Genomic DNA, 21,414 nt, shown 5'->3' on the forward strand with positions numbered 1-21,414 from the left:
CCCAAGGATGAATTTCACATGAAGCAGTCAGCCGTCAGGACCCTCGGTGTCGCCGCTCTGGGCGCCGCTTTCGTCGCAGCCGGTGCGGGCAGTGCCTCCGCCGTCGCCGTGCCCGTCGACGCGGTGGCCGGCGCCCTGCCCGCCGGTGTCGCGCTCGACTCCGTCACCGACGCGCTGCCCGCCGTGCAGAAGGTGGCCGGCGGACTCCTCGACCAGCAGCAGCGCGGCAGCAGCAGCGACCTCTCGGCTCCCGGCACCAACCTGCTCGGCGGGCTGCCCGCCGGTGGCCTGACCGGTGTCCTGCCGCTCGGCGGCTGACCACCGCACCCGCATGTGGGGCGCACACCCGGACCGGGTGTGCGCCCCACGGCTTTCTCCCCGCGGCCCGGCGGTCACCAGGCCGTCGCGGCCTGGCTCTTCTCCGACGGCAGCAGAAGCCACAGCGCCAGGTAGAGCAGGAACTGAGGGCCGGGGAGCAGGCACGACACCAGGAAGATGACGCGCATGGTCCCTGCGGAAGTGCCGAAGCGCCGTGCGAGCGCTGCGCACACCCCACCGATCATGCGTCCCTCACGGGGGCGGACAAGTGCGGCCATGGTGAGCTCCTTCGCGAACCGTTTCGGGGAGCAGCTCCGTGGTGCTCCCGGTACCTCCATAGTGGCTCCGCGAAGGGGTACAAAGCATCGCTCTACGGGGCGATACCGACCCTGGTAATCGTCGGGGTCGCCCCCTGAGAGGCCTCGCCCAGGGACGCCCGGGTGCCGTTCCCGATCCGGGACAGGTCGCCGGCCCCCGCCCGGTTGCCACGGCGCAGCCGTGACCGCGACAGCGGGACGACCAGGAGGTGCGACAGCGCGACACCGGCGGTGTTCAGCAGCAGCGAGTCGACGTCGACGACCTGCCCCGGCACCCCCGTCTGCGCCAGTTCGATGGCCATCGAGATCAGTGCCCCGGCCGCGACCGTACGGGCGAGAGAGGCCCACGGGGAGACGAGCAGCCTGCCGCCGGCCATCGGCAGCAGTATGCCGAGCGGCGCGAGCAGCAGCAGGCCCTCCCCGATACGGCGCAACGCCTCGGCCCGGCCGAGGGCCAGATCCGCCCTGATCCCGGCGAACGGCTGGAAGTTCGCGGCCGTCACCCAGGGCACGTCGAGCGGGCGCAGCGTCAGCCAGCCGACGAACAGAAGATGCGCGAGGAGGAGGAAGACCCCCGCCGCACGGAAGCGGATGACGGCCGGGCCGTCCGGACTGTGACGCACGTGCACGAAGACGCCACGACCGGCAGGATCGGTTCCGCCCGGCTCCGGGAAGCTCTGTGACGAGCGGCACGGGGGCCCGGGCGCCCCGGGGCCCAGGGGTGAGCCCCGGGACCGTACCGGGCCTGCCGGCGGCTCCCCGGAGGCCTCAGGACAGTTCGACCGCGCCCAGCGTGGGCACCTCGGCGGGCCGGGTCTTAGTCTCCGACGTGCACAGATAGCCCCGGGGGGCGTAATTGCCCGGTCCGCCGAGCAGCACCGAACCTCCGGAGCCGAGCGGCTCGCTGTCCGCGTACGAGCACACCACCTGCGCGAGCGCCTCCGCCGGGAGGTCGTCCGGCTGCTCGCTGAGGCGCAGCGTGCCCTCCGGGTCCCCCTCGTGGGCGTCGGCCACCCGCAGCCCCGCCGGCACGTCGGTGGAGAAACCGGCGCGCCGCTCGTCGGCGTCCGGCTGCCGCTGCAGCTCGGTCAGGAGCGCCTGCGCGACCAGGAGGGGGTCCGACCGGGACTCGTCGACCTCGACCGTGCGCTCCACCGTCACCAGCTGCGACGCGCACACCAGGTAGACCCGCACCGAGACGCTCTCCGGCGGCGGCGACGCCTTTGCCGACGCCGTCCGGCACGGCATGCGGGACGGAGCCGCCCCGGCGTCGACCGGCACCGACGTGCTGCGGATGCCGCAGCCCGTGGCCAGCGCCGCACACGCCGCGACGGCGGCCAGCACGGCGACGGCCCTGCCGGGCCGCCCCGGCCCGCCCCCGCGCGGTGCGCCGTACGCCCGCTCACTGCGCATCACTTCGCGTCGCCCTTCTCGTTCCGGTCGGGGTCGTCGCTTCCCGGGGTGCCGGTCAGCCCTTCCGCGTCCCGGGGGAGCCGCAGTACGAACACCGCGCCCTCGCCGTCCGGGAGATTCGAGGCCGTGATGTCGCCGCCGTGGATGTGGGCGTTCTCCACGGCGATCGACAGGCCGAGACCGCTGCCCTCGGAACGCGGACGGGAGGCACTCGCCTTGTAGAAGCGGTCGAACACATGCGGCAGCACCTCCTCGGGGATGCCGGGGCCGTGGTCACGCACCTCGATGACCAGCTCGTCCTCGTCGGTCCGCACGGACACCCGGACGGGTGACCCGCCGTGCTTGAGGGCGTTGCCGATCAGATTCGCCAGGATCACGTCGAGCCGGCGCGGATCCAGCCGCACCATGATGCCGCGCTCCGCGTCCAGATCGACCGCGTCCAGCCAGGCGCGGGCGTCGATGCAGGCGGTCACCTGGTCCGCGACGTCGACCGTGTCCAGGACGAGGCGGGCCGTCCCGGCGTCGAAGCGGGTGACCTCCATGAGGTTCTCGACCAGGTCGTTCAGCCGCCGGGTCTCGCTCACCACCAGGTGCACGGCCGGTGCGATCATCGGGTCCAGGCTGTCCGCCTCGTCCTCCAGCACCTCGGCGACCGCGGTGATCGCGGTCAGAGGGGTGCGCAGCTCGTGCGACATGTCGGCGACGAACCTGCGGCTCGACTCCTCCCGCGCGCTCATGTCCGCGACCTTCTTCTCCAGGGAGCTCGCGGCCTTGTTGAACGTATGGGAGAGATCGGCGAGTTCATCGGTGCCGGAGACCACGAGACGGGTGTCCAGCTTGCCCTCGCCGAGCTTGCGGGCCGCGTCACCGAGCCGCTGCACCGGCCGCAGCACGGTCGTCGCCGCGGCCTGGGCGAGGAGCGCCGAGCCGAGGAGGGCCAGCGCGGTGGCGATCCCCAGGGACCACGCCAGGGAACTGAGGTCCTCGCGCTCCTGGTCGAGCGACTTCAGCATGTATCCGGCGGGGCCACCACCGATGATCTTCGTGCCGGCCACCAGGTAGGGGGTGCCGCCCAGGGTCGTGCGCTGCCAGAACAGGTGGTACTCAAAGGCGTTGGCCGACGTCAGCGGCTGCTTCTTGTTCACCTGCTTCTGCAGCGAGACGGGCACGTCCGCCTTGGTGAAGGAGTCGAGGTCGGACGTGCCGGTGACGGGTTTGCCGTCACGGGCGCCGATCAGCAGCACGTGGTAGCCCGGCCCGCTGCTCGCCATCTGCTCGGCGGCCTCCCGCAGATCGTCCGCGGTGGGCTCCAGCGGCAGCGAGGCCGCCCGGTTCTGCATCTGGCGGCGGAAGTCGCCCAGTGCCGTGTCCTGCGTACGCGTCAGGACGGCCTCCCGGTTGAGCCAGTACGCGATGCCCGACGCGGACACCGCCGCGGTGAGGGCCACCAGTGCGAACACGATCAGCAGCCGCAGCCGCAGGCTGGTCCAGCGAAGACCCGCGAGTATGGAACGCTTCGCGGAATCGCTCACTGAGGCGAGTCCAGCCGGTAGCCCACACCCCGCACGGTACGGATCAGGGTCGGCGAGGACGGCACGTCCTCCACCTTCGCCCGCAGCCGCTGTACACAGGCGTCCACCAGCCGTGAGTCACCGAGGTAGTCGTGCTCCCACACCAGGCGCAGCAACTGCTGCCGGGACAGGGCCTGTCCGGGGCGGCGGCTCAGCTCGAGCAGGAGCCGCAGCTCGGTCGGCGTGAGCTGCAGATCCTCCCCGTCCTTCGTGACGGTCATCGCCGAGCGGTCGATGACGACGCTCCCGAACGTCGCCGAGTCGGTGGACTCCCTCTCCCCGCGCCGCAGGACCGCGCGGATACGGGCATCGAGCACCCGGCCCTGCACGGGTTTCACGACATAGTCGTCCGCGCCGGACTCCAGTCCCACCACGACGTCGATGTCGTCGCTGCGCGCGGTCAGCAGAATGATCGGCAGCTGGTCGGTACGCCGGATCCTCCGGCAGACCTCGAAACCGTCGATCCCGGGCAGCATCACGTCCAGCACAACCAGGTCAGGCCGCTGCTCACGGAGCAGCTCCAGGCCGTCCTCTCCCGTCGCCGCGGTGGCCACACGGTGGCCCTGGCGTGACAGAGAGAGTTCGAGGGCTGTGCGGATGGCGTCGTCGTCCTCGATCAGCAACAGGAAAGGCACGGGGGTCATTCTGGCCCATGGTGGTGCCACGTTTCGACAATCCCCCCGACTTGATCCGCGGACATGCCCTGTGACAGCTCTGTGACAGTCGGGGGACAGCGCCATGAAACTGCCCCGGCAAGCTCGTTGACACACGGAACGAACGGACTCCACCGATGGGGGGCGCCAGATGAACGCACTGCACAGCACCACCTCAAGCGCAGTTGCCACGCGCCTTCACGACGTCGGGCGGAGCCAGGAGAAGTCCGGCGCCGGAGTACGGGGGTGCGTTCGTGGCGCCGGGCGTCAGCACGCGTCGTACCTGACGATGGTTGACGCGCCCACGGGGGAAAACGGGGGAAGCGCGTACGGGGAGGTCTCGGGGGAGCGGACGTCCCTGGACCGGGCGGAGGACGCCGAAGCGGCGTTCACCGCCTACGTCCAGGAGCGCCGCGCCTCCCTGTACGCCACCGCCTACCACCTGACCGGCGACCGGTTCGAGGCCGAGGACCTGCTGCAGAGCGCCCTCTTCTCGACGTACCGGGCGTGGGACAGGATCAGCGACAAGGCCGCGGTCGGCGGATACCTCCGCCGCACCATGACCAACCTGCACATCAGCGCGTGGCGCAGGCGCAAGCTCAACGAATACCCGACCGAGGAGCTGCCGGAGACGGTGGGCGACACGGACGCGATGCGGGGCACGGAACTGCGGGCGGTGCTCTGGCAGGCACTCGCGCGGCTGCCCGAACTCCAGCGCACGATGCTGGTCCTCCGCTACTACGAGGGCCGCACGGACCCGGAGATCGCGTCCATCCTCGACATCAGTGTCGGCACGGTGAAGTCGAGCATCTGGCGGTCGCTCCGCCGGCTGCGTGAGGACGAGGTCCTCAGCTTCGGACGTGACGAGGAAGAGTCCTTCGGCGAGCTGGTGGCCTGAGGTCTACGGGGGAACGGGGTAACGGGGAACGGGGGAAGGAACCGCCGCTTCGGGGGAGGCGGCGGTACGGGGGTGGTGTGCGGCGGGGGGGGACGGGCCGGGGGGTCCTGTCCGCCCCCGCCGCGCTTCTCCGGTTTACGGGGGCTCCGCACCCCCTCCTCCGCCGCGCCCGACAGGGCCTTGCCGACAGGCCGTGAGCCCCGCCGGCCGCCCCCACGACCTCTCGTGCGGATCATGCCGGGCTCGCGTGCCCCGGTGGACAGCCCTTAGTTCGGCACCCGGCTCCGAGGGGTCCGGCAGCGCCCCGCCGCCGCTGCGGCCAGGCGGCCCAGGGCCTCCTCCTTGGCGCAGGGGTACGCGCCCAGCGCCGTCTGGCGGGCCACGATGCGCCGCTCGGACCGCATCAGCCGCCAGCCGCGCCGCAGCAGGAACGGCACCGACTTCCGGCCCTCCCGCAGATCCCGCATCAGACGGCGGCGGAACGTCGTCGACGGCCGGCCGCGCAGGCACAGCGCGTCCGCGAGCAACCCCAGATCCTGGCAGCGCTCCACGATGTCCGCCGCGAAGATCCCCTCGGCGACGAACAGGGGCGTGCGCTCGATGTCGAGCGTCTCGCGGCCCGTCCGTGAACTCGTGGCGATGTCGTACAGGGGAACGGACGTACGCCCGGTGCCGCACAGCTCCTCTATGGCCGCGACCGCGCCGTCCGCGTCCCAGGACAGGGCGGAGTCCCAGTCGATGTCCGCGCTGCCGGTGACCCGCGGCAGTGTCGGATCGTTCGCCTCTTTGTAGAAGTCGTCCAGGCGTAGCACCGGGAGACCGCTGCGGGCCGCGAGGGACGACTTGCCGGAGCCGGACGGACCGGCGAGCAGCACGACACGCGTGGGGATCGGTTGGGAACTCACAGAACAGAAGTGTGAGGCATTGACCCGCGCAGGGGATCCCCGGGAGGTCCTGTTGGTATCGAGCATCACACCTCAACTACTCTGCGCGCACGGAAGATTACCCGACACGTCCCGATCAGGTGGGAAAACATGGCACGTCATGCACTGTCCAAGCCCCGGCACCGCGCTCTGCTGCGCGCAGGTCTGACCCTCACCGCGCTGGGCGCGGCGCTCGGTGCGGGGGGCGCGGCCGCCCAGGCCGCGCCTCTGCCCGTCCCGCCCGCCACCGGCGCGGACACCGCGGACAGCACCCTGGGGGCGGTCGGTGACGCGGCGGCGCCCGCGCTGACCAGCGCACTCGGCTACGGGCTCGCGGGAGCCGTCAAGCCCGTGACGGACCTTCAGCTCGACCCGCTGGCCGGGACGGGCGTGGACCCACTGGACAACGCGGTGGGCACCCAGGTCGCCGACTTCAAGCCGGTGACCACGGCTCTGGTCACCGACCCGCTCACCAGCGGTGCCGCGCTCGGTGATCTGCCCGTCATCGGAGAGGTCACCGGCCTGATCACCGGCTGATCCGGCGTACGCATGCGTGTGGGGCCGCCCATGAGGCGGCCCCACGCCGTGTCCGGGTCAGTACGAGGAGCCGGAGGCCCCCAGTGCACCCGTCGGGTGCCAGACCGTCTTGGTCTCCAGGAAGGCCGTCAGGCGCCGGGTGCCCGGCTCGGCGGACCAGTCCGCGCCGTCCACAGCCTGTGGACGGAGGACGCGCTTCAGGTTGTCCGCCGCCGCGACCTCCAGCTCCTTCGCCAGGGCCGGGTCGCCCGCCGCCCCCGTCAGGTCGATGGCGTTGACGTCCTGGTGGGACGCCAGCGGGGCCGCGAGCTCCGCCGTCCTCCCCGACAGGATGTTCACCACACCGCCCGGCAGGTCCGACGTGGCCAGCACCTCGCCCAGCGAGAGCGCGGGCAGCGGCGCGTCCGCCGAGGCGATCACGACCGCCGTGTTCCCCGTGGCGATCACCGGGGCGACCACCGACACCAGGCCCAGGAACGACGAGTCCTGCGGGGCGAGGACGGTCACGACACCCGTCGGCTCCGGGGTGGACAGGTTGAAGAACGGGCCCGCGACCGGGTTCGCGCCGCCCACGACCTGGCCGATCTTGTCCGTCCAGCCCGCGTACCAGACCCAGCGGTCGACCGCCGCGTCGACGAGGGCCGCGGCCCTGGCCTTCGACAGTCCCTCGGCGTCCGCCACCTCCCGTACGAACTGCTCCCTGCGGCCCTCCAGCATCTCCGCGACGCGGTAGAGGACCTGGCCACGGTTGTACGCGGTCGCGCCCGACCAGCCGCCGAACGCCTTTCGCGCGGCCACGACCGCGTCACGCGCGTCCTTGCGCGAGGACTGCGGGGCGTTCGCCAGCCACTTGCCCTTCGAGTCCGTCACCTCGTACACCCGGCCGCTCTCGGAGCGGGGGAACTTGCCCCCGACGTACAGCTTGTAGGTCTTGAAGACGCGTCGTCGCTCGTCAGACATCGAGGTAGGCCTCCAGACCGTGACGGCCGCCCTCGCGGCCGAAGCCCGACTCCTTGTATCCGCCGAACGGCGAGGTCGGGTCGAACTTGTTGAACGTGTTGGCCCAGATGACGCCCGCACGGAGCTTGTTCGCCACCGCGAGGATGCGGGAGCCCTTCTCCGTCCAGATGCCCGCCGAGAGGCCGTACTGGCTGTTGTTGGCCTTCGCGACGGCCTCGTCCGGCGTGCGGAAGGTCAGCACCGAGAGCACCGGGCCGAAGATCTCGTCGCGGGCGACGGCGTGCGCCTGGGTGACACCGGTGAAGAGCGTCGGCGCGAACCAGTATCCGGCGGACGGCAGTTCGCAGGGTGCCGACCAGCGCTCGGCACCCTCGGCCTCGCCCGTCTCGACCAGCGCGCTGATCCGGGAGAGCTGCTCAGCGGAGTTGATCGCGCCGATGTCGGTGTTCTTGTCCAGCGGATCGCCGAGCCGGAGCGTGGACAGCCGGCGCTTGAGGGAGTGCAGCACCTCGTCGTGCACGGACTCCTGGACGAGGAGGCGCGAGCCCGCGCAGCAGACCTGGCCCTGGTTGAAGAAGATGCCGGTCACGATGCCCTCGACGGCCTGGTCGACCGGGGCGTCGTCGAAGACGATGTTGGCGCCCTTGCCGCCCAGTTCGAGCGTGGCCTTCTTGTCCGTCCCGGCGATCTGCCGGGCGATGGCCTTGCCGACCGCGGTGGAGCCGGTGAAGGCGACCTTGTCGACGTCCGGGTGCTCGACGAGGGCCGCGCCCGCGTCCCCGTATCCCGTCAGGATGTTGACGACGCCCTTGGGCAGGCCCGCCTGGCGGCAGATGTCGGCGAAGAACAGCGCGGACAGCGGAGTGGTCTCCGCCGGCTTCAGCACCACGGTGTTGCCGGTGGCGAGCGCCGGGGCGATCTTCCACGCCAGCATCAGCAGCGGGAAGTTCCACGGGATCACCTGCCCGGCCACGCCGAGCGGACGGGGGTTCTGCCCGTAACCGGCGTGGTCGAGCTTGTCGGCCCAGCCCGCGTAGTAGAAGAAGTGCGCGGCGACGAGCGGGAGGTCCGCGTCCCGGGTCTCCTTGATCGGCTTGCCGTTGTCCAGGGTCTCCAGGACGGCCAGCTCGCGCGAGCGTTCCTGGATGATCCGGGCGATCCGGAACAGGTACTTGGCGCGCTCGGAGCCGGGCAGCGCCGACCACTTCTCGAAGGCCCTGCGGGCCGCCTTCACGGCCCGGTCGACGTCCTCCGTGCCCGCTCGCGCGACCTCGGAGAGCACCTCCTCGGTGGACGGGCTGACCGTCTTGAAGACCTTGCCGTCGGCCGCATCGGTGAACTCACCGTCGATGAACAGGCCGTACGAGGGTGCGATGTCGACGACGGAGCGGGACTCCGGAGCCGGTGCGTAGTCGAATGCGGATGCCATGGCGTATCAGTCCACCGTCACGTAATCGGGGCCGGAGTAACGGCCGGTGCTGAGCTTCTGGCGCTGCATCAGCAGGTCGTTCAGCAGGCTGGAGGCGCCGAAGCGGAACCAGTGGTTGTCCAGCCAGTCCTCGCCCGCGGTCTCGTTCACCAGGACGAGGAACTTGATCGCGTCCTTGGAGGTGCGGATGCCGCCCGCGGGCTTCACGCCGATCTGCACGCCCGTCTGCTCCCGGAAGTCGCGCACGGCCTCCAGCATCAGCAGGGTGTTCGCGGGGGTGGCGTTGGTGCCGACCTTCCCGGTCGACGTCTTGATGAAGTCCGCTCCGGCCAGCATCCCGAGCCAGGAGGCCCGCCGGATGTTGTCGTACGTGGACAGCTCGCCGGTCTCGAAGATCACCTTGAGCCGTGCGGAGCCGCACTCGGCCTTCACGGCGACGATCTCCTCGTGGACCTTGAGGTAGCGGCCGGAGAGGAAGGCGCCGCGGTCGATCACCATGTCGATCTCGTCGGCCCCGGCGGCCACCGCGTCGCGGACGTCCGCGAGCTTGACCTCCAGCGCGGCGCGACCGGCGGGGAATGCCGTCGCGACGGACGCGACCTTCACCCCCGAGCCGGCCAGCGCGGCCGCGGCCGTCGCCGCCATGTCGGGGTAGACACAGACGGCCGCCGTGCGCGGGGTCGTGCGGTCGGTGGGGTCGGGGTTGACCGCCTTGGCGGCGAGAGCCCGGACCTTGCCCGGGGTGTCCGCGCCTTCCAGCGTCGTCAGGTCGATCATCGAGATGGCGAGATCGATGGCGTAAGCCTTGGCGGTCGTCTTGATCGATCGGGTACCCAGGGAGGCGGCTCGCGCTTCGAGGCCGACGGTGTCGACGCCGGGCAGCCCGTGCAGGAAGCGGCGCAGCGCACTGTCGGACGCCGTCGCGTCGGCGAAGGAGGTGCCTCCCTGCCCGGACGGAGCTGAGGGCTCGGGGGAGGGTGCAGTGGTGGGCATGGTCACCACATGAGCATATCTACGCGCGTAGCGACCTGTACAGGGGCCTCCCCGTTTCGGCCCTTCCACGGGACGGACGAGGCCGCGCCCCGCGCACCGCGCCGCTTCAGGCAGAATCGGGACCATGACGAGCCCCACACCCCCCACCGAGCCCTCCTACGCCGACCGGACCTTCCGGTCGGGTGCCGGGCTGGTCAGCGGCGCGCTGCTGATCCTGCTGGCCGGCTGGATCGGCGGCGACGCGGTGGTCCGGGGAGCGGGATGGGTGCCGTGGCTGGCTCTGGCCACGCTGCTGACGGTGGTGCCGCTGATCGTGGCGTTCACGCTGCGCCCGGCCGTGTTCGCCGACGAGGAGCGGATCCGGATCCGCAACCCGTTCCGCACGATCGTGCTCCCCTGGTCGGACGTCTCCACCGTGCGCGCCGCGTACTCGAGCGAGATCTTCACCCACGGCGGCGCCAAGTACCAGCTGTGGGCCGTCCCCGTGTCGCTGCGCGAGCGCAAGCGTGCCGCCAGGAAGGCCACGCAGCAGGCGCACGACGATCCGTACGGCCGGACCTCCGTGCACGCGGACGTCCGCGACTCCCACGCCCGCGCGGCGGCTGCCGACCAGGCGGTGGGTGAGCTGAGGGAGCTGGCCGAGCGCGCCGCCGCCCGTAAGGAGCAGGGCACGACCACCGCGTCGGTGCGCTGGGCCTACGAGGTGATCGCCCCGGCCGCCGTCGGCGCCGTGCTGCTCGTGGTGCTGCTCGCGATCGCGTGACGGGCGGGCCCGACAGCACGATCGAGCCCTGGAACGGCGAGGACCAGGGCTGCCCGCGGCGGGTCTTGGGCGTACCGCTCGCGCTCCTCGACCTTGCCGACGGCGGCCTTGGGCTCCTCGGCACTCACCATGCCCACGGGCCCGTGGGAACGCCCTCGGCGCGCCGTGTGCTCGCGCCCCCGGCGGTCCGCCCCGCCGGTGGCGACGGCGGGGACGGCCGTGGTCCGCGGGCCATGCTGGACCGAGGAGCCCGGCCGTCGCGCCGTCGGACCACGGCCGCGGTCAGATGCCCGCCGCGGCTGACAGGTCCCGCGTGATGCCCGCCAGCAGCTCCGCGGCCCGCTCCCGCGCCCCGGGCAGCTCGTCCGCCGAGCCGACCGGGACGACGACCTCCAGGTAGCACTTGAGCTTGGGCTCGGTGCCGCTCGGGCGGACGATGACCCGGGCGCCCGTCAGGTGGTAGCGCAGGCCGTCGGTGGGCGGCAGGGAGTCCGTTCCCTGCGACAGGTCCTCGGCCGAGGTGACGGGGAGGCCGGCCAGAGAGGTCGGGGGAGTCTCCCGGAGGCGCCGCATGGCGTCCGCGATGACCGTCAGGTCCTCGACCCGGACCGACAGCTGGTCCGTGGCGTGCAGGCCGTGTTCGAGCGCGAGGTCGTCGAGCAGGCCGAGGAGGGTGCGGCCCTGCTCCTTGAGCGCGGACGCGAGTTCGGTGACCAGGAGGGCGGCCGTGATGCCGTCCTTGTCGCGGACCCCTTCCGGGTCGACGCAGTAGCCGAGCGCCTCCTCGTACCCGTACCGCAGGCCCTCCACGCGGGCGATCCACTTGAAGCCCGTCAGCGTCTCCTCGTGGCCGAGGCCCGCCTTGGCGGCGATCCGGCCCAGCAGGGACGACGACACGATCGACTCGGCGAACACGCCGCTCGCACCGCGGTCCACCAGATGGGCCGCGAGCAGCGCGCCCACCTCGTCGCCGCGCAGCATCCGCCAGCCGCCTCCGGCCGCCGGGTCGGGCACGGCGACGGCGCAGCGGTCGGCGTCCGGGTCGTTGGCGATGACGAGGTCCGGGCGGGCCCGGCGCGCGGTCGCGAACGCGAGATCCATGGCGCCGGGCTCTTCCGGGTTGGGGAAGGCGACGGTGGGGAAGGCCGGGTCGGGTTCGGCCTGTTCCGCCACGAGTACGGGCTCGGGGAAGCCTGCCCGGGCGAAGGCGGCCGTCAGGACGGAGGTGCCGACGCCGTGCATCGCGGTGTAGACGGTCCGGGCGGTGCGGGGCGAACCAGGGCTGAGGACGGCGTCCGTGCGTTCGAGATAGGAGTCCAGGACCTCGTCGCCGAGGGTCTCCCAGCCGGACTCCGGGCGCGGTACGCCGTCGAGCGGGCCCACCGCCGCGATCGCGGCGGCGATCTCCTCGTCGGCCGGCGGCACGATCTGCGAGCCGTCGCCGAGATAGACCTTGTAGCCGTTGTCACGCGGCGGGTTGTGGCTGGCCGTGACCTCCACGCCGGCGACGGCCCCCAGGTGCCGTATGGCGTACGCGAGGACGGGGGTGGGCAGCGGACGCGGCAGCACGGCCGCGCGCAGTCCGGCGCCGGTCATCACGGCCGCGGTGTCGCGGGCGAAGTCGGCGGACCTGTAGCGGGCGTCGTAGCCGATGACGACGAGCCCGCCGGAGCGGCCCTCCGCCTTGAGGTACGCCGCGAGTCCGGCGGCCGCGCGGATGACGACGGAGCGGTTCATCCGCATCGGGCCGGCGCCGATCTCGCCGCGCAGGCCGGCGGTGCCGAACTGCAGCGTGCCGGCGAAGCGGTCGGCGAGCGCGGTGAGGTCATCGGCGTCGATGAGCCCGGCGAGCTCCGCGCGGGTCTCGGGGTCCGGGTCCTCGGCCAGCCAGGTCCTGGCCTGCGTGATGAGGTCCTGCTGCACGGTGTCCGCCTTTCTGCGGGTACGGGTGCGGGGGTGGGGCCGCTGTTGCGGGGCTGCCGGGGGAGTGCCCCGGGCCCCCGCGCCCCGAACGCCGGCGGGGCCGATTCCGGTCGCCCGGCGCCGCGCACGGGGTGGGGACCGGTACCGCCCGGCCGGTGCCTCAGGCGAGGGGGCCGGCCACGCTCAGATCCGGTCCAGGACCCGCGCCAGCAGCGCGCCCATCCGGGTGGCCGAGTCGCGGCCCGCCTGGAGGACCTCCTCGTGGTTGAGGGGTTCGCCGCTCAGGCCGGCCGCGAGGTTCGTGACCAGGGAGATGCCCAGCACCTCGGCACCCGCCTCCCGTGCGGCGATGGCCTCCAGGACGGTGGACATGCCCACCAGGTCACCGCCCATGACACGGACCATGTTGATCTCGGCCGGAGTCTCGTAGTGCGGGCCGGGGAACTGCACGTACACGCCCTCCTCGAGCGTCTCGTCGATCTCCTTGCACAGGGCGCGCAGCCGCGGCGAGTACAGGTCGGTCAGGTCGACGAAGTTCGCGCCCACGATGGGCGAGGCCGCCGTGAGGTTGATGTGGTCGCTGATCAGGACCGGCTGGCCGGGGCGCATGCCCTCACGGAGGCCGCCGCACCCGTTCGTCAGGATGACGGTCCGGCAGCCCGCGGAGGCGGCCGTGCGGACGCCGTGGGCGACGGCGGCGACGCCGCGGCCCTCGTAGTGGTGGGTGCGGCCCAGGAAGACCAGGACGCGCTTCCCGCCGATCAGGTACGAGCGGATGGTGCCGCCGTGGCCCTCCACCGCCGGGGCAGGGAATCCGGGCAGCGCGGTGACCGGGAACTCGGCCTCCGGGATGCCGAGCGCATCGCCGGCGGGGGCCCACCCGGAGCCCATCACGAGAGCGACGTCGTGGGTCTCGGCGCCGGTCAGCTCGCGCAGGCGGGCGGCGGCGTCGGCGGCGGCGGCGTGCGGGTCGCCCTGGATGTGGTCCGGAATAACAGATGCGTTCACGCGGATGAGGGTAACCGCTGATTCCCTACGCGCGTAGATGCGGCCGTGCAGAGTGTGGCCGGTCGTGTTCGTACTTTCGTACAGAAGCGCCCCGGGGGCGGGGTTCAGCAGGGGCGCTTGCGGAGGTTCATCACATAGTCGTGCGGCGCGCCCGCGGACTCGGCGGCGTCCGCCACCTCGCCCAGGTAGCGGGCGGAGGGCAGCCCGCCCTCGTAGCCGTTGAGGACGTACATCCAGGCCGGTTCCTCGCCGTCCAGCGTGTGCACGCGCACCCGCATGCGCCGGTAGATGTCGAGGCCGACACCCTCCCAGCGGTCCATGGAGTCCTCGTCCATCGGAGCCAGGTCGTACAGCGCGACGAACACCTGGGAACGGGGCGCCTCCACCACCGTGGCCAGCGCGCCCTCCCAGCCCATCTGCTCCCCGCCGAACGTCAGCCGCCAGCCGTTGAGCCAGCCCGTGCCGCGCAGCGGGGAGTGCGGTGCGCGGCGCGTCATCAGCCGCGCGTCGAGGTTGCCAGCGTACGCGGCGTAGAGCGACATGGGGTCGAGGGTACGGGAGGTGGCGGGGAGTGTGCCGGTTCCGGAGAGGAAGCCGCCCGGTCGAGGGCGGTACGCGGCGCGCCGGAGGCCGTGCCCCGGCCAGGCCCGTTCCCGTATGGAGGGCCCCGGGGCGAAGCCGCTTGGCGCGTGCGGGACAATGAATTACGTACTGCATACGCCGGGGCGATCCCCCGGACCCCCGGCCGGGGCGGCAGACGGCCGCGGGATGACACCACGCGAGGCGGACTTTTCGTGACCCGGATCGTGATCATCGGCGGCGGCCCCGGCGGCTACGAGGCGGCACTGGTCGGCGCCCAGCTCGGCGCGGAGGTGACCGTCGTCGACTGCGACGGCCTCGGCGGCGCGTCGGTCCTCACCGACTGCGTGCCCTCCAAGACCCTGATCGCGACGGCCGAGGTGATGACCACCTTCGACTCCTCCTACGAGGAACTCGGCATCATCGTCGCCGACGACACCCCGCACGTCGAGCAGGCCGCCCGGGTGGTGGGTGTCGACCTCGGCAAGGTCAACCGACGGGTCAAGCGCCTGGCGCTCGCCCAGTCCCACGACATCACCGCCTCCGTCACGCGCGCGGGTGCCCGGGTCATGCGCGGCCGCGGCCGGCTGGACGGCCTCCAGGCCGCCGACGGGTCCCGCCAGGTCGTGGTGACCGCCGCGGACGGCACCGAGGAGCGGCTCACCGCCGACGCGGTGCTGATCGCGACCGGCGGACACCCCCGGGAGATCCCTGACGCCCAGCCCGACGGCGAGCGCATCCTGAACTGGACCCAGGTCTACGACCTGGACGAGCTCCCCGAGGAGCTCATCGTGGTCGGCTCGGGCGTCACCGGTGCCGAGTTCGCGGGCGCCTACCAGGCACTCGGCTCGCGTGTCACGCTCGTCTCCTCCCGCGACCGGGTGCTCCCGGGCGAGGACCCGGACGCCGCCGCCGTCCTGGAGGACGTCTTCCGGCGCCGCGGCATGAACGTCATGGCCCGCTCCCGCGCCCAGTCCGCCAAGCGCGTCGGCGACCGTGTCGAGGTCACGCTGGCCGACGGCCGTGTCATCTCCGGCACGCACTGCCTGATGGCGGTCGGCGCGATCCCCAACACCGCGGGCATGGGCCTGGAGGAGTCCGGGGTGCAGCTCAAGGAGACCGGGCACATCCGGACCGACCGGGTCTCCCGCACCAGCGCCCCCGGGGTGTACGCCGCCGGAGACGTCACCGGCGTCTTCGCCCTCGCCTCGGTCGCGGCGATGCAGGGCCGGATCGCGATGTACCACTTCCTCGGCGACGCGGTGGCGCCGCTGAACCTGAAGACCGTCTCCGCCAACGTCTTCACCGACCCCGAGATCGCCACCGTCGGTTACAGCCAGTCCGATGTCGACTCCGGCAAGATCGACGCCCGTGTCGTGAAGCTGCCCTTGCTGCGCAACCCGCGCGCCAAGATGCAGGGCATCCGGGACGGCTTCGTCAAGATCTTCTGCCGCCCGGGCACCGGCATCGTGGTCGGCGGTTGTGTCGTCGCGCCGAGGGCCAGCGAGCTGATCCACCCCATCTCGCTCGCCGTCGACAACAACCTGACGGTGGAGCAGATCGCCAACGCGTTCACCGTGTACCCGTCCCTGTCCGGCTCGATCGCCGAGGTCGCCCGGCAGTTGCACACCCGTAAGAGCACGGGCGAGGCGTAGCGCAACCTGCTCGTACCGTAGGCGGGGCCCTCTATACCACCGGGGGGCCCCGCCTGCGTACAACTTCTCTTATTCGGCGCAAACTGCTGAAAAGCAACCTACGGCCAGGTTACTGTCAGTTCCGTGTTCGCTGCAGAACGTCGTCAATTGATCCTCGAAATGGTGCGCGCCAACGGGGCGGTATCGCTCCGTGAGCTCGCCCGCGTCGTCCAGACCTCCGAAGTGACCGTACGGCGGGACGTGCGGGCACTGGAGGCAGAAGGACTCCTCGACCGCCGGCACGGCGGTGCGGTCTTGCCGGGCGGTTTTACGCGGGAGTCCGGCTTTCCGCAGAAATCCCATCTCTCCACCGCGGAGAAGACCGCCATCGCCGACCTGGCGGCCGGTCTGGTCGGTGAGGGCGAGGCCATCGTGGTCGGCGCCGGAACGACCACGCAGGAGCTGGCCCGCCGGCTCGCGCGGGTGCCCGGCCTGACGGTGGTCACCAACTCGCTGCTCGTCGCCCAGGCGCTGGCCCATGCCAACCGGGTGGAGGTGGTGATGACCGGCGGCACCCTGCGCGGGAGCAACTACGCGCTCGTCGGCAGCGGTGCCGAGCAGTCCCTGCAAGGGCTGCGGGTGAGCCGGGCCTTCCTCTCCGGGAGCGGTCTGACCGCGGAGCGCGGGCTGTCCACGTCCAACATGCTCTCGGCGAGCGTGGACCGGGCACTCGTACAGGCCGCGGCCGAGGTGGTGGTCCTGGCGGACCACACGAAGCTCGGCTCCGACACCATGTTCCAGACGGTGCCCACGGAGCTGATCACCCGTCTGGTGACGGACGAGCCGCCGGGCCACGACGAGCGCGCGGCCACGGAGCTCCAGGCCCTCGCCGACCAGGGCGTGGAGATCACGGTCGCGGGGCCCGACGCGGAGTCCGCGGCCGGTGACGCCCTGCCGCCCGGCCGGCAGTCGCGGCAGGACATGCCGCTGCCGGGCCAGCGGCGCACCACCCAGAGCGGCCACGGTGGGCCGGGAGGGCTCGGCCCGCAGCTGCGGAGCGCGGCCGCGATGGGGGAGGGGCCGGTGGGGCGGGTCGCGGATCTGCGGCGCCGGTAGGAGGAGCTGGGCCCGGGGGAGGGCCCGTCAGCCGGCGGGCTGGCTCGACGGCGCACGGTCGGCGGGGTCGGCCTTCAGTCCGCGGAGCGTCAGCCGCAGCAGGCGATCGGCCAGGGCGGGGTCGGCCGGGGTCTGTTCCGCGGCCAGCGCGATGGCGTTCGTCAGTTGCAGAAGGTCGTCGATCGACACGTCCTCCCGCACCGAGCCGCTCGACTGCGCGCGCGTCAGCAGTTGCGCGCCCGCCTGACGCAGCGGCACATGACACGACGTCAGGGCCGACGTCTCGTCCCCGGAAGCGGACATGAGCGCCTGCGCGAGACCTCGGTACTCACCCGCATGTGTCACGATCGCGCCCAGCCAGTCCACCAGCGCCGTGCACGGCCGGTCGGCCCGTGCCAGTTCGCGGGAGCGCGCGAGCAGCGCGGTCAGGGCCTCCTGGAACACGGCGTTCATCAGGGCCTGCCGGTTCGGGAAGTGCCGGTACAGGGTGCCGATGCCGACACCCGCCCGCCGGGCGATGTCCTCCAGGGAGGCGTCCGTGCCCTGGGCGGCGAAGGACGTACGGGCCTCGCTCAGCAGCCGGTCGTAGTTGCGGCGCGCGTCGGCGCGCATCGGCCGGGCCGGTGTCGGTGCCGTGCTCATCGCCATCGCCGTCTCCTCCTGGTGTCCGCTCCGCGTCCCAAGGATGCCACTGGGGGCCCGGCAGCCGCCGGGCCCCCAGTCGGGAGAACGAGCACTCAGTCCTTGATCTCGCAGATCGTCGCACCCGAGGAGATGGACGTGCCGACCTCTGCTGCCAGGCCCTTGACGGTGCCGGAGCGGTGGGCGTTGAGGGGCTGTTCCATCTTCATGGCCTCGAGGACGACGATGAGGTCGCCTTCCTTGACCTCCTGGCCCTCCTCGACGGCGATCTTGACGATCGTGCCCTGCATCGGGGATGCCAGGGTGTCTCCGGAGGCCGCCGAGCCGGTCTTCTTGGCCGCGCGGCGCTTGGGCTTCGCACCGGCCGCCAGGCCCGTACGAGCCAGGCTCATACCGAGCGAGGAGGGCAGAGAGACCTCGAGGCGCTTGCCGCCGACCTCGACGACGACGGTCTCGCGGCCGGACTCCTCATCGGTGTCCTGGTCGGCGGGGGCCGCGAACGGCTTGATGTCGTTGACGAACTCCGTCTCGATCCACCGGGTGTGGACCTGGAACGGGTCCGAGGTGAACGCCGGGTCGGCGACGACCGCGCGGTGGAAGGGGATGGCGGTGGCCATGCCCTCGACGTCGAACTCCGCCAGGGCACGCGCGGCGCGCTGCAGGGCCTGCTCACGGGTGGCGCCCGTGATGATCAGCTTCGCCAGCAGCGAGTCCCACGCCGGGCCGATGACACTGCCGGTCTCCACGCCCGCGTCCAGGCGGACACCGGGGCCGGTCGGCGGGGCGAAGAGGGTGACGGTGCCGGGGGCGGGCAGGAAGCCGCGGCCCGGGTCCTCGCCGTTGATGCGGAACTCGAAGGAGTGGCCGCGCACCGCCGGGTCGCCGTAGCCGAGCTCCTCGCCGTCGGCGATGCGGAACATCTCGCGTACGAGGTCGAGGCCGGTGACCTCCTCGGTGACCGGGTGCTCGACCTGGAGGCGCGTGTTGACCTCCAGGAAGGAGATCGTGCCGTCCACACCGACGAGGAACTCGACCGTGCCGGCACCCACGTAGCCGGCTTCCTTCAGGATCGCCTTCGACGCCGCGTACAGCTCGGCGTTCTGCGCCTCGGAGAGGAACGGCGCGGGCGCCTCCTCGACGAGCTTCTGGTGGCGGCGCTGCAGCGAGCAGTCACGGGTGGACACGACGACGACGTTGCCGTGGGTGTCGGCCAGGCACTGGGTCTCCACGTGCCGCGGCTTGTCGAGGTACCGCTCCACGAAGCACTCGCCGCGACCGAACGCCGCGACGGCCTCGCGCACCGCGGAGTCGTACAGCTCGGGGATCTCCTCCAGGGTGCGGGCCACCTTGAGACCGCGCCCGCCGCCGCCGAAGGCCGCCTTGATCGCGATCGGCAGACCGTTCTTCTCGGCGAACTCCACGACCTCCGCCGAGCCCGACACCGGGTCCGGCGTGCCGGCCACCAGCGGGGCACCCGCGCGCTGCGCGATGTGACGGGCCGCGACCTTGTCGCCGAGGTCCCGGATGGCCTGCGGCGGGGGGCCGATCCACGTCAGGCCGGCGTCCAGCACCGCCTGCGCGAACTCCGCGTTCTCCGAGAGGAAGCCGTAGCCGGGGTGGATCGCGTCCGCCCCCGAGTCCTTGGCCGCCTGGAGCACCTTGGCCATGTCCAGGTAGCTGGCGGCCGGGGTGTCACCGCCCAGAGCGAACGCCTCGTCTGCCGCGCGCACATGCAGGGCATCCCGGTCCGGATCGGCGTAGACGGCTACGCTCGCGATTCCGGCATCCCGGCAAGCCCGAGCAACACGGACAGCGATTTCGCCACGGTTGGCGATGAGCACCTTGCGCACGATGACTCCCTCCTTGAGAACAAGCTGAGTTTAGGGACTACCGACACGGCCGTACGACCCGTCCCCAATAGTGAACTTGCCCACACGGAGTGTGATTCGAGGCTTGCTCGAGTCGCGAAATCCCTTGTCGCACCACGGTACGCCGGGATCCTTAACCGCACAGTAGCCACGAAGTGTGGCTCAAGTCTCTGTTCGTACGGTCAACGCCGCGCGGCGTTTCTTTGTGGACTCCCTACGAACGGCCGAGAGAATCTTTGCCGCAGCCCCGGGACGGTGGCGCGGGGCGGCGCGTGGCGTTGCGAGGCGTGTGCGAACTCTTGTCCGGAGCATTACCGGTTAGTAGGGTCCGCGCTGTACCGGACGTACTACAGGTAACAGGGGGTGGGCGCCGTGGTGCGCAGACCAGTGGCCTTCGTGACCGCTGTCGTTCTGTTCGTGGAGGCCGTGGGCATCGTGATCGTCAACGGCGTCCTCGCGACGGTCGCCGGGAACCAGAGCATGTCCCTGGCCGGGATGGATCCGGACGCCATGGTCACCGGCACGTGGGTGATGGGCGCCCTCTCAGGGGTCCTGCTGGTGCTCTGCGGCCTGATCCCGCTGCTGGCCGGGATACGTGACCGGGCCCCGGGGCGTTTCGCCAGGATCGCCCTCATCGCGTGCGCGGTCGTCCACGGGGTGCTGGGCGCACTGGCGGTGGGGCTGATCGGCTGGGCGGCCTTCGCGTTCCTGATGGCCGTCCTGGCCCTGATCGTGCTGACCCTGGTGACGTTCGAGCGGCGTGAGCCGGAAGCGGGAAAGGCCGACGCCGGAAGGGCTCCGGCGCCGGTGTGAGGCCGGAGCCGCTCAGACCCACAAGTCGGTGACGGAGATGCCCAGTTCGCCGAGCAGGCGGCGCAGCAGCGGCAGCGACAGTCCGATGACGTTGCCGTGGCTGCCCTCGATCGCCTCGACGAACGGCGCCGAGCGGCCGTCCAGGGTGAACGCTCCGGCGACGTGGAGGGGCTCACCCGAGGCGACGTAGGCGGCCACCTCGGCGTCCGTCGGCTCACCGAACCTGACGACGGTGGACGCGGTCTCGGACGCCGTACGCCCGGTGGCGGTGTCGATGACGCTGTGACCCGTCTGCAGGATGCCCGAACGGCCGCGCATGGCCTTCCAGCGGGCGGTGGCCTCCTCGCCGTCGGCGGGCTTGCCGAGCGCCTCGCCGTCCAGCTCCAGCACCGAGTCGCAGCCGACGACGAGTGCGCCCGCGGCCTCGGGACGTGCCGCCACCGCGGCGGCCTTCGCCTCGGCCAGCACGAGTGCCAGCCGGCCCGGGGTCGGAGCGGTGAGCGCGTCCTCGTCCACACCGCTGACGATCACCTCGGGGGCGAAACCCGCCTGACGCAGGAGGCCGAGACGGGCGGGGGAGGCGGAGGCGAGCACGAGGCGGCGCTGATCAGTCATACCCGCCATCGTAGGCGGGGAGCCTCAACGGGTGCCCAGGACGAACATCGCCACGACCATGGCCAGGGCGAGCAGTGGTCCCGCGCGGCGCATCATGTCCTGGGCGTCGCGCAGTTCCTTCGGCGGCTTGTTCTCGGGATCGGACCACAGCATGGTTCCGATGGTGCGCCGGACACGGCGGCGGCGCCTGAGTACGCGTACTCAAGCGCCGCCCGGCCCGGCCTCAGGAGGGCCAGTACGTCCGTGCCCACGACCGGGGCCCCGGCCGGAGTGTGCCCCGGCGGGCTATCCGCTCCGGGTCCGACCACTGCTCGGGCGGCAGCGGCGCACCGGACGGCACCGCGGCCACCGCCGCCGCGCGCGCCCTGACCACGGCGAGGGCCGCGGCGAGCTCCTCGGGGGTCGGGTTGCCCCGTACGACCTTGATCATGGTGGCTCCCG

General features: G+C 72.0%; 24 protein-coding genes. 7 read left to right on the forward strand and 17 right to left on the reverse strand.

What is annotated here, in order from left to right; genetic code table 11:
* The first annotated feature begins 18 nt into the window (after positions 1-18).
* Positions 19-318, forward strand: coding sequence for a hypothetical protein (locus OO67_RS06215; protein ID WP_033297823.1), 300 nt, complete (start codon positions 19-21; stop codon positions 316-318).
* A gap of 74 nt (positions 319-392) precedes the next feature.
* Here OO67_RS06215 and OO67_RS06220 read toward each other — a convergent pair whose 3' ends face one another.
* From OO67_RS06220 to afsQ1, 5 genes are all read right to left on the reverse strand, one after another.
* Positions 393-596 carry a PspC domain-containing protein gene (locus OO67_RS06220; RefSeq protein WP_033297825.1) on the reverse strand — a complete coding sequence of 68 codons (204 nt, stop codon included), beginning with the start codon at positions 594-596 and terminating at the stop codon, positions 393-395.
* Positions 597-688: 92 nt separating this feature from the next.
* Complete coding sequence (locus OO67_RS06225; protein WP_033297826.1) at positions 689-1,264, reverse strand: VanZ family protein; 576 nt, start codon at positions 1,262-1,264, stop codon at positions 689-691.
* Positions 1,265-1,403: 139 nt separating this feature from the next.
* Positions 1,404-2,048, reverse strand: coding sequence for a hypothetical protein (locus tag OO67_RS06230; RefSeq protein WP_051709175.1), 645 nt, complete (start codon positions 2,046-2,048; stop codon positions 1,404-1,406).
* Entirely contained in the window at positions 2,048-3,580 is a 1,533-nt protein-coding gene (locus OO67_RS06235) for a sensor histidine kinase (protein WP_033297828.1), read from the reverse strand. Before OO67_RS06235 ends, OO67_RS06230 begins: the two co-directional genes overlap by 1 nt.
* Complete coding sequence (gene afsQ1, locus OO67_RS06240; RefSeq protein WP_078580519.1) at positions 3,577-4,254, reverse strand: two-component system response regulator AfsQ1; 678 nt, start codon at positions 4,252-4,254, stop codon at positions 3,577-3,579. Before afsQ1 ends, OO67_RS06235 begins: the two co-directional genes overlap by 4 nt.
* A gap of 169 nt (positions 4,255-4,423) precedes the next feature.
* Between afsQ1 and OO67_RS06245 the strand changes: the two genes are divergently transcribed.
* A complete protein-coding gene (locus OO67_RS06245; protein WP_033297832.1) occupies positions 4,424-5,170 on the forward strand; it encodes a SigE family RNA polymerase sigma factor in 747 nt (248 codons plus the stop codon).
* Between the two features lie 266 nt (positions 5,171-5,436).
* Here the strand turns inward: OO67_RS06245 and OO67_RS06250 are convergent, their stop codons facing one another.
* Entirely contained in the window at positions 5,437-6,141 is a 705-nt protein-coding gene (locus OO67_RS06250) for a uridine kinase family protein (protein WP_078597665.1), read from the reverse strand.
* A gap of 63 nt (positions 6,142-6,204) precedes the next feature.
* On the opposite strand from OO67_RS06250, the gene OO67_RS06255 reads away from it, so the two are divergent.
* Positions 6,205-6,630 (forward strand): hypothetical protein, encoded by a 426-nt coding sequence (locus tag OO67_RS06255; RefSeq protein ID WP_033297836.1) that lies wholly within the window; start codon positions 6,205-6,207, stop codon positions 6,628-6,630.
* Positions 6,631-6,687: 57 nt separating this feature from the next.
* On the opposite strand, the gene OO67_RS06260 is transcribed toward OO67_RS06255, so the two are convergent.
* Genes OO67_RS06260 through deoC form a run of 3 tightly spaced genes read right to left on the reverse strand, consistent with a single transcriptional unit; the run spans position 6,688 to position 10,012 of the window.
* Positions 6,688-7,590, reverse strand: a complete 903-nt coding sequence (locus tag OO67_RS06260) for an aldehyde dehydrogenase family protein (RefSeq protein ID WP_033297837.1) — start codon at positions 7,588-7,590, stop codon at positions 6,688-6,690.
* Positions 7,583-9,019, reverse strand: a complete 1,437-nt coding sequence (locus OO67_RS06265; protein ID WP_033297844.1) for an aldehyde dehydrogenase family protein — start codon at positions 9,017-9,019, stop codon at positions 7,583-7,585. The genes OO67_RS06260 and OO67_RS06265 overlap by 8 nt, the downstream gene beginning before the upstream one ends.
* 6 nt (positions 9,020-9,025) lie before the next feature.
* Positions 9,026-10,012, reverse strand: a complete 987-nt coding sequence (deoC, locus tag OO67_RS06270; RefSeq protein WP_033298733.1) for a deoxyribose-phosphate aldolase — start codon at positions 10,010-10,012, stop codon at positions 9,026-9,028.
* A gap of 124 nt (positions 10,013-10,136) precedes the next feature.
* Here deoC and OO67_RS06275 point away from each other — a divergent pair, with 124 nt between their 5' ends.
* On the forward strand, positions 10,137-10,775 hold the full coding sequence (locus tag OO67_RS06275) for a PH domain-containing protein (protein ID WP_033297846.1): 639 nt from the start codon (positions 10,137-10,139) through the stop codon (positions 10,773-10,775).
* A 282-nt stretch (positions 10,776-11,057) separates the two neighbouring features.
* Here OO67_RS06275 and OO67_RS06280 read toward each other — a convergent pair whose 3' ends face one another.
* From OO67_RS06280 to OO67_RS06290, 3 genes are all read right to left on the reverse strand, one after another.
* On the reverse strand, positions 11,058-12,698 hold the full coding sequence (locus tag OO67_RS06280) for a phospho-sugar mutase (RefSeq protein ID WP_033297848.1): 1,641 nt from the start codon (positions 12,696-12,698) through the stop codon (positions 11,058-11,060).
* 183 nt (positions 12,699-12,881) lie between these two features.
* The gene (locus tag OO67_RS06285) at positions 12,882-13,706 is read right to left on the reverse strand and encodes a purine-nucleoside phosphorylase (RefSeq protein WP_033297849.1); all 825 of its coding nucleotides are present in this window, start codon (positions 13,704-13,706) and stop codon (positions 12,882-12,884) included.
* Between the two features lie 104 nt (positions 13,707-13,810).
* The gene (locus tag OO67_RS06290) at positions 13,811-14,248 is read right to left on the reverse strand and encodes a gamma-glutamylcyclotransferase family protein (RefSeq protein ID WP_033297850.1); all 438 of its coding nucleotides are present in this window, start codon (positions 14,246-14,248) and stop codon (positions 13,811-13,813) included.
* 252 nt (positions 14,249-14,500) lie between these two features.
* On the opposite strand from OO67_RS06290, the gene OO67_RS06295 reads away from it, so the two are divergent.
* Together OO67_RS06295 and OO67_RS06300 are read left to right on the forward strand one after the other, a co-directional pair.
* Complete coding sequence (locus tag OO67_RS06295; RefSeq protein WP_033297851.1) at positions 14,501-15,940, forward strand: NAD(P)H-quinone dehydrogenase; 1,440 nt, start codon at positions 14,501-14,503, stop codon at positions 15,938-15,940.
* 123 nt (positions 15,941-16,063) lie between these two features.
* Positions 16,064-17,035, forward strand: coding sequence for a DeoR/GlpR family DNA-binding transcription regulator (locus tag OO67_RS06300; RefSeq protein ID WP_078597667.1), 972 nt, complete (start codon positions 16,064-16,066; stop codon positions 17,033-17,035).
* Positions 17,036-17,062: 27 nt separating this feature from the next.
* On the opposite strand, the gene OO67_RS06305 is transcribed toward OO67_RS06300, so the two are convergent.
* Complete coding sequence (locus tag OO67_RS06305) at positions 17,063-17,683, reverse strand: TetR/AcrR family transcriptional regulator (protein WP_208860967.1); 621 nt, start codon at positions 17,681-17,683, stop codon at positions 17,063-17,065.
* An 89-nt stretch (positions 17,684-17,772) separates the two neighbouring features.
* Positions 17,773-19,527 (reverse strand): acetyl/propionyl/methylcrotonyl-CoA carboxylase subunit alpha, encoded by a 1,755-nt coding sequence (locus OO67_RS06310; protein WP_033297853.1) that lies wholly within the window; start codon positions 19,525-19,527, stop codon positions 17,773-17,775.
* Positions 19,528-19,917: 390 nt separating this feature from the next.
* Between OO67_RS06310 and OO67_RS06315 the strand changes: the two genes are divergently transcribed.
* Positions 19,918-20,358 (forward strand): hypothetical protein, encoded by a 441-nt coding sequence (locus OO67_RS06315; protein WP_208860968.1) that lies wholly within the window; start codon positions 19,918-19,920, stop codon positions 20,356-20,358.
* 12 nt (positions 20,359-20,370) lie between these two features.
* Here the strand turns inward: OO67_RS06315 and OO67_RS06320 are convergent, their stop codons facing one another.
* The 3 genes from OO67_RS06320 to OO67_RS06325 form a co-directional block, all read right to left on the reverse strand.
* Positions 20,371-20,982: a nucleoside triphosphate pyrophosphatase gene (locus OO67_RS06320; RefSeq protein ID WP_208860969.1), complete on the reverse strand. Its 612-nt coding sequence runs from the start codon at positions 20,980-20,982 to the stop codon at positions 20,371-20,373.
* A 15-nt stretch (positions 20,983-20,997) separates the two neighbouring features.
* Positions 20,998-21,126 carry a morphogenic membrane protein MmpB gene (gene mmpB, locus OO67_RS40435; protein ID WP_279626891.1) on the reverse strand — a complete coding sequence of 43 codons (129 nt, stop codon included), beginning with the start codon at positions 21,124-21,126 and terminating at the stop codon, positions 20,998-21,000.
* A 70-nt stretch (positions 21,127-21,196) separates the two neighbouring features.
* The gene (locus OO67_RS06325; protein WP_033297855.1) at positions 21,197-21,403 is read right to left on the reverse strand and encodes an acyl-CoA carboxylase subunit epsilon; all 207 of its coding nucleotides are present in this window, start codon (positions 21,401-21,403) and stop codon (positions 21,197-21,199) included.
* Between the last annotated feature and the right edge of the window lie 11 nt (positions 21,404-21,414).

The organism is Streptomyces atroolivaceus, assembly GCF_000717025.1.
Classification (GTDB): domain Bacteria; phylum Actinomycetota; class Actinomycetes; order Streptomycetales; family Streptomycetaceae; genus Streptomyces; species Streptomyces atroolivaceus.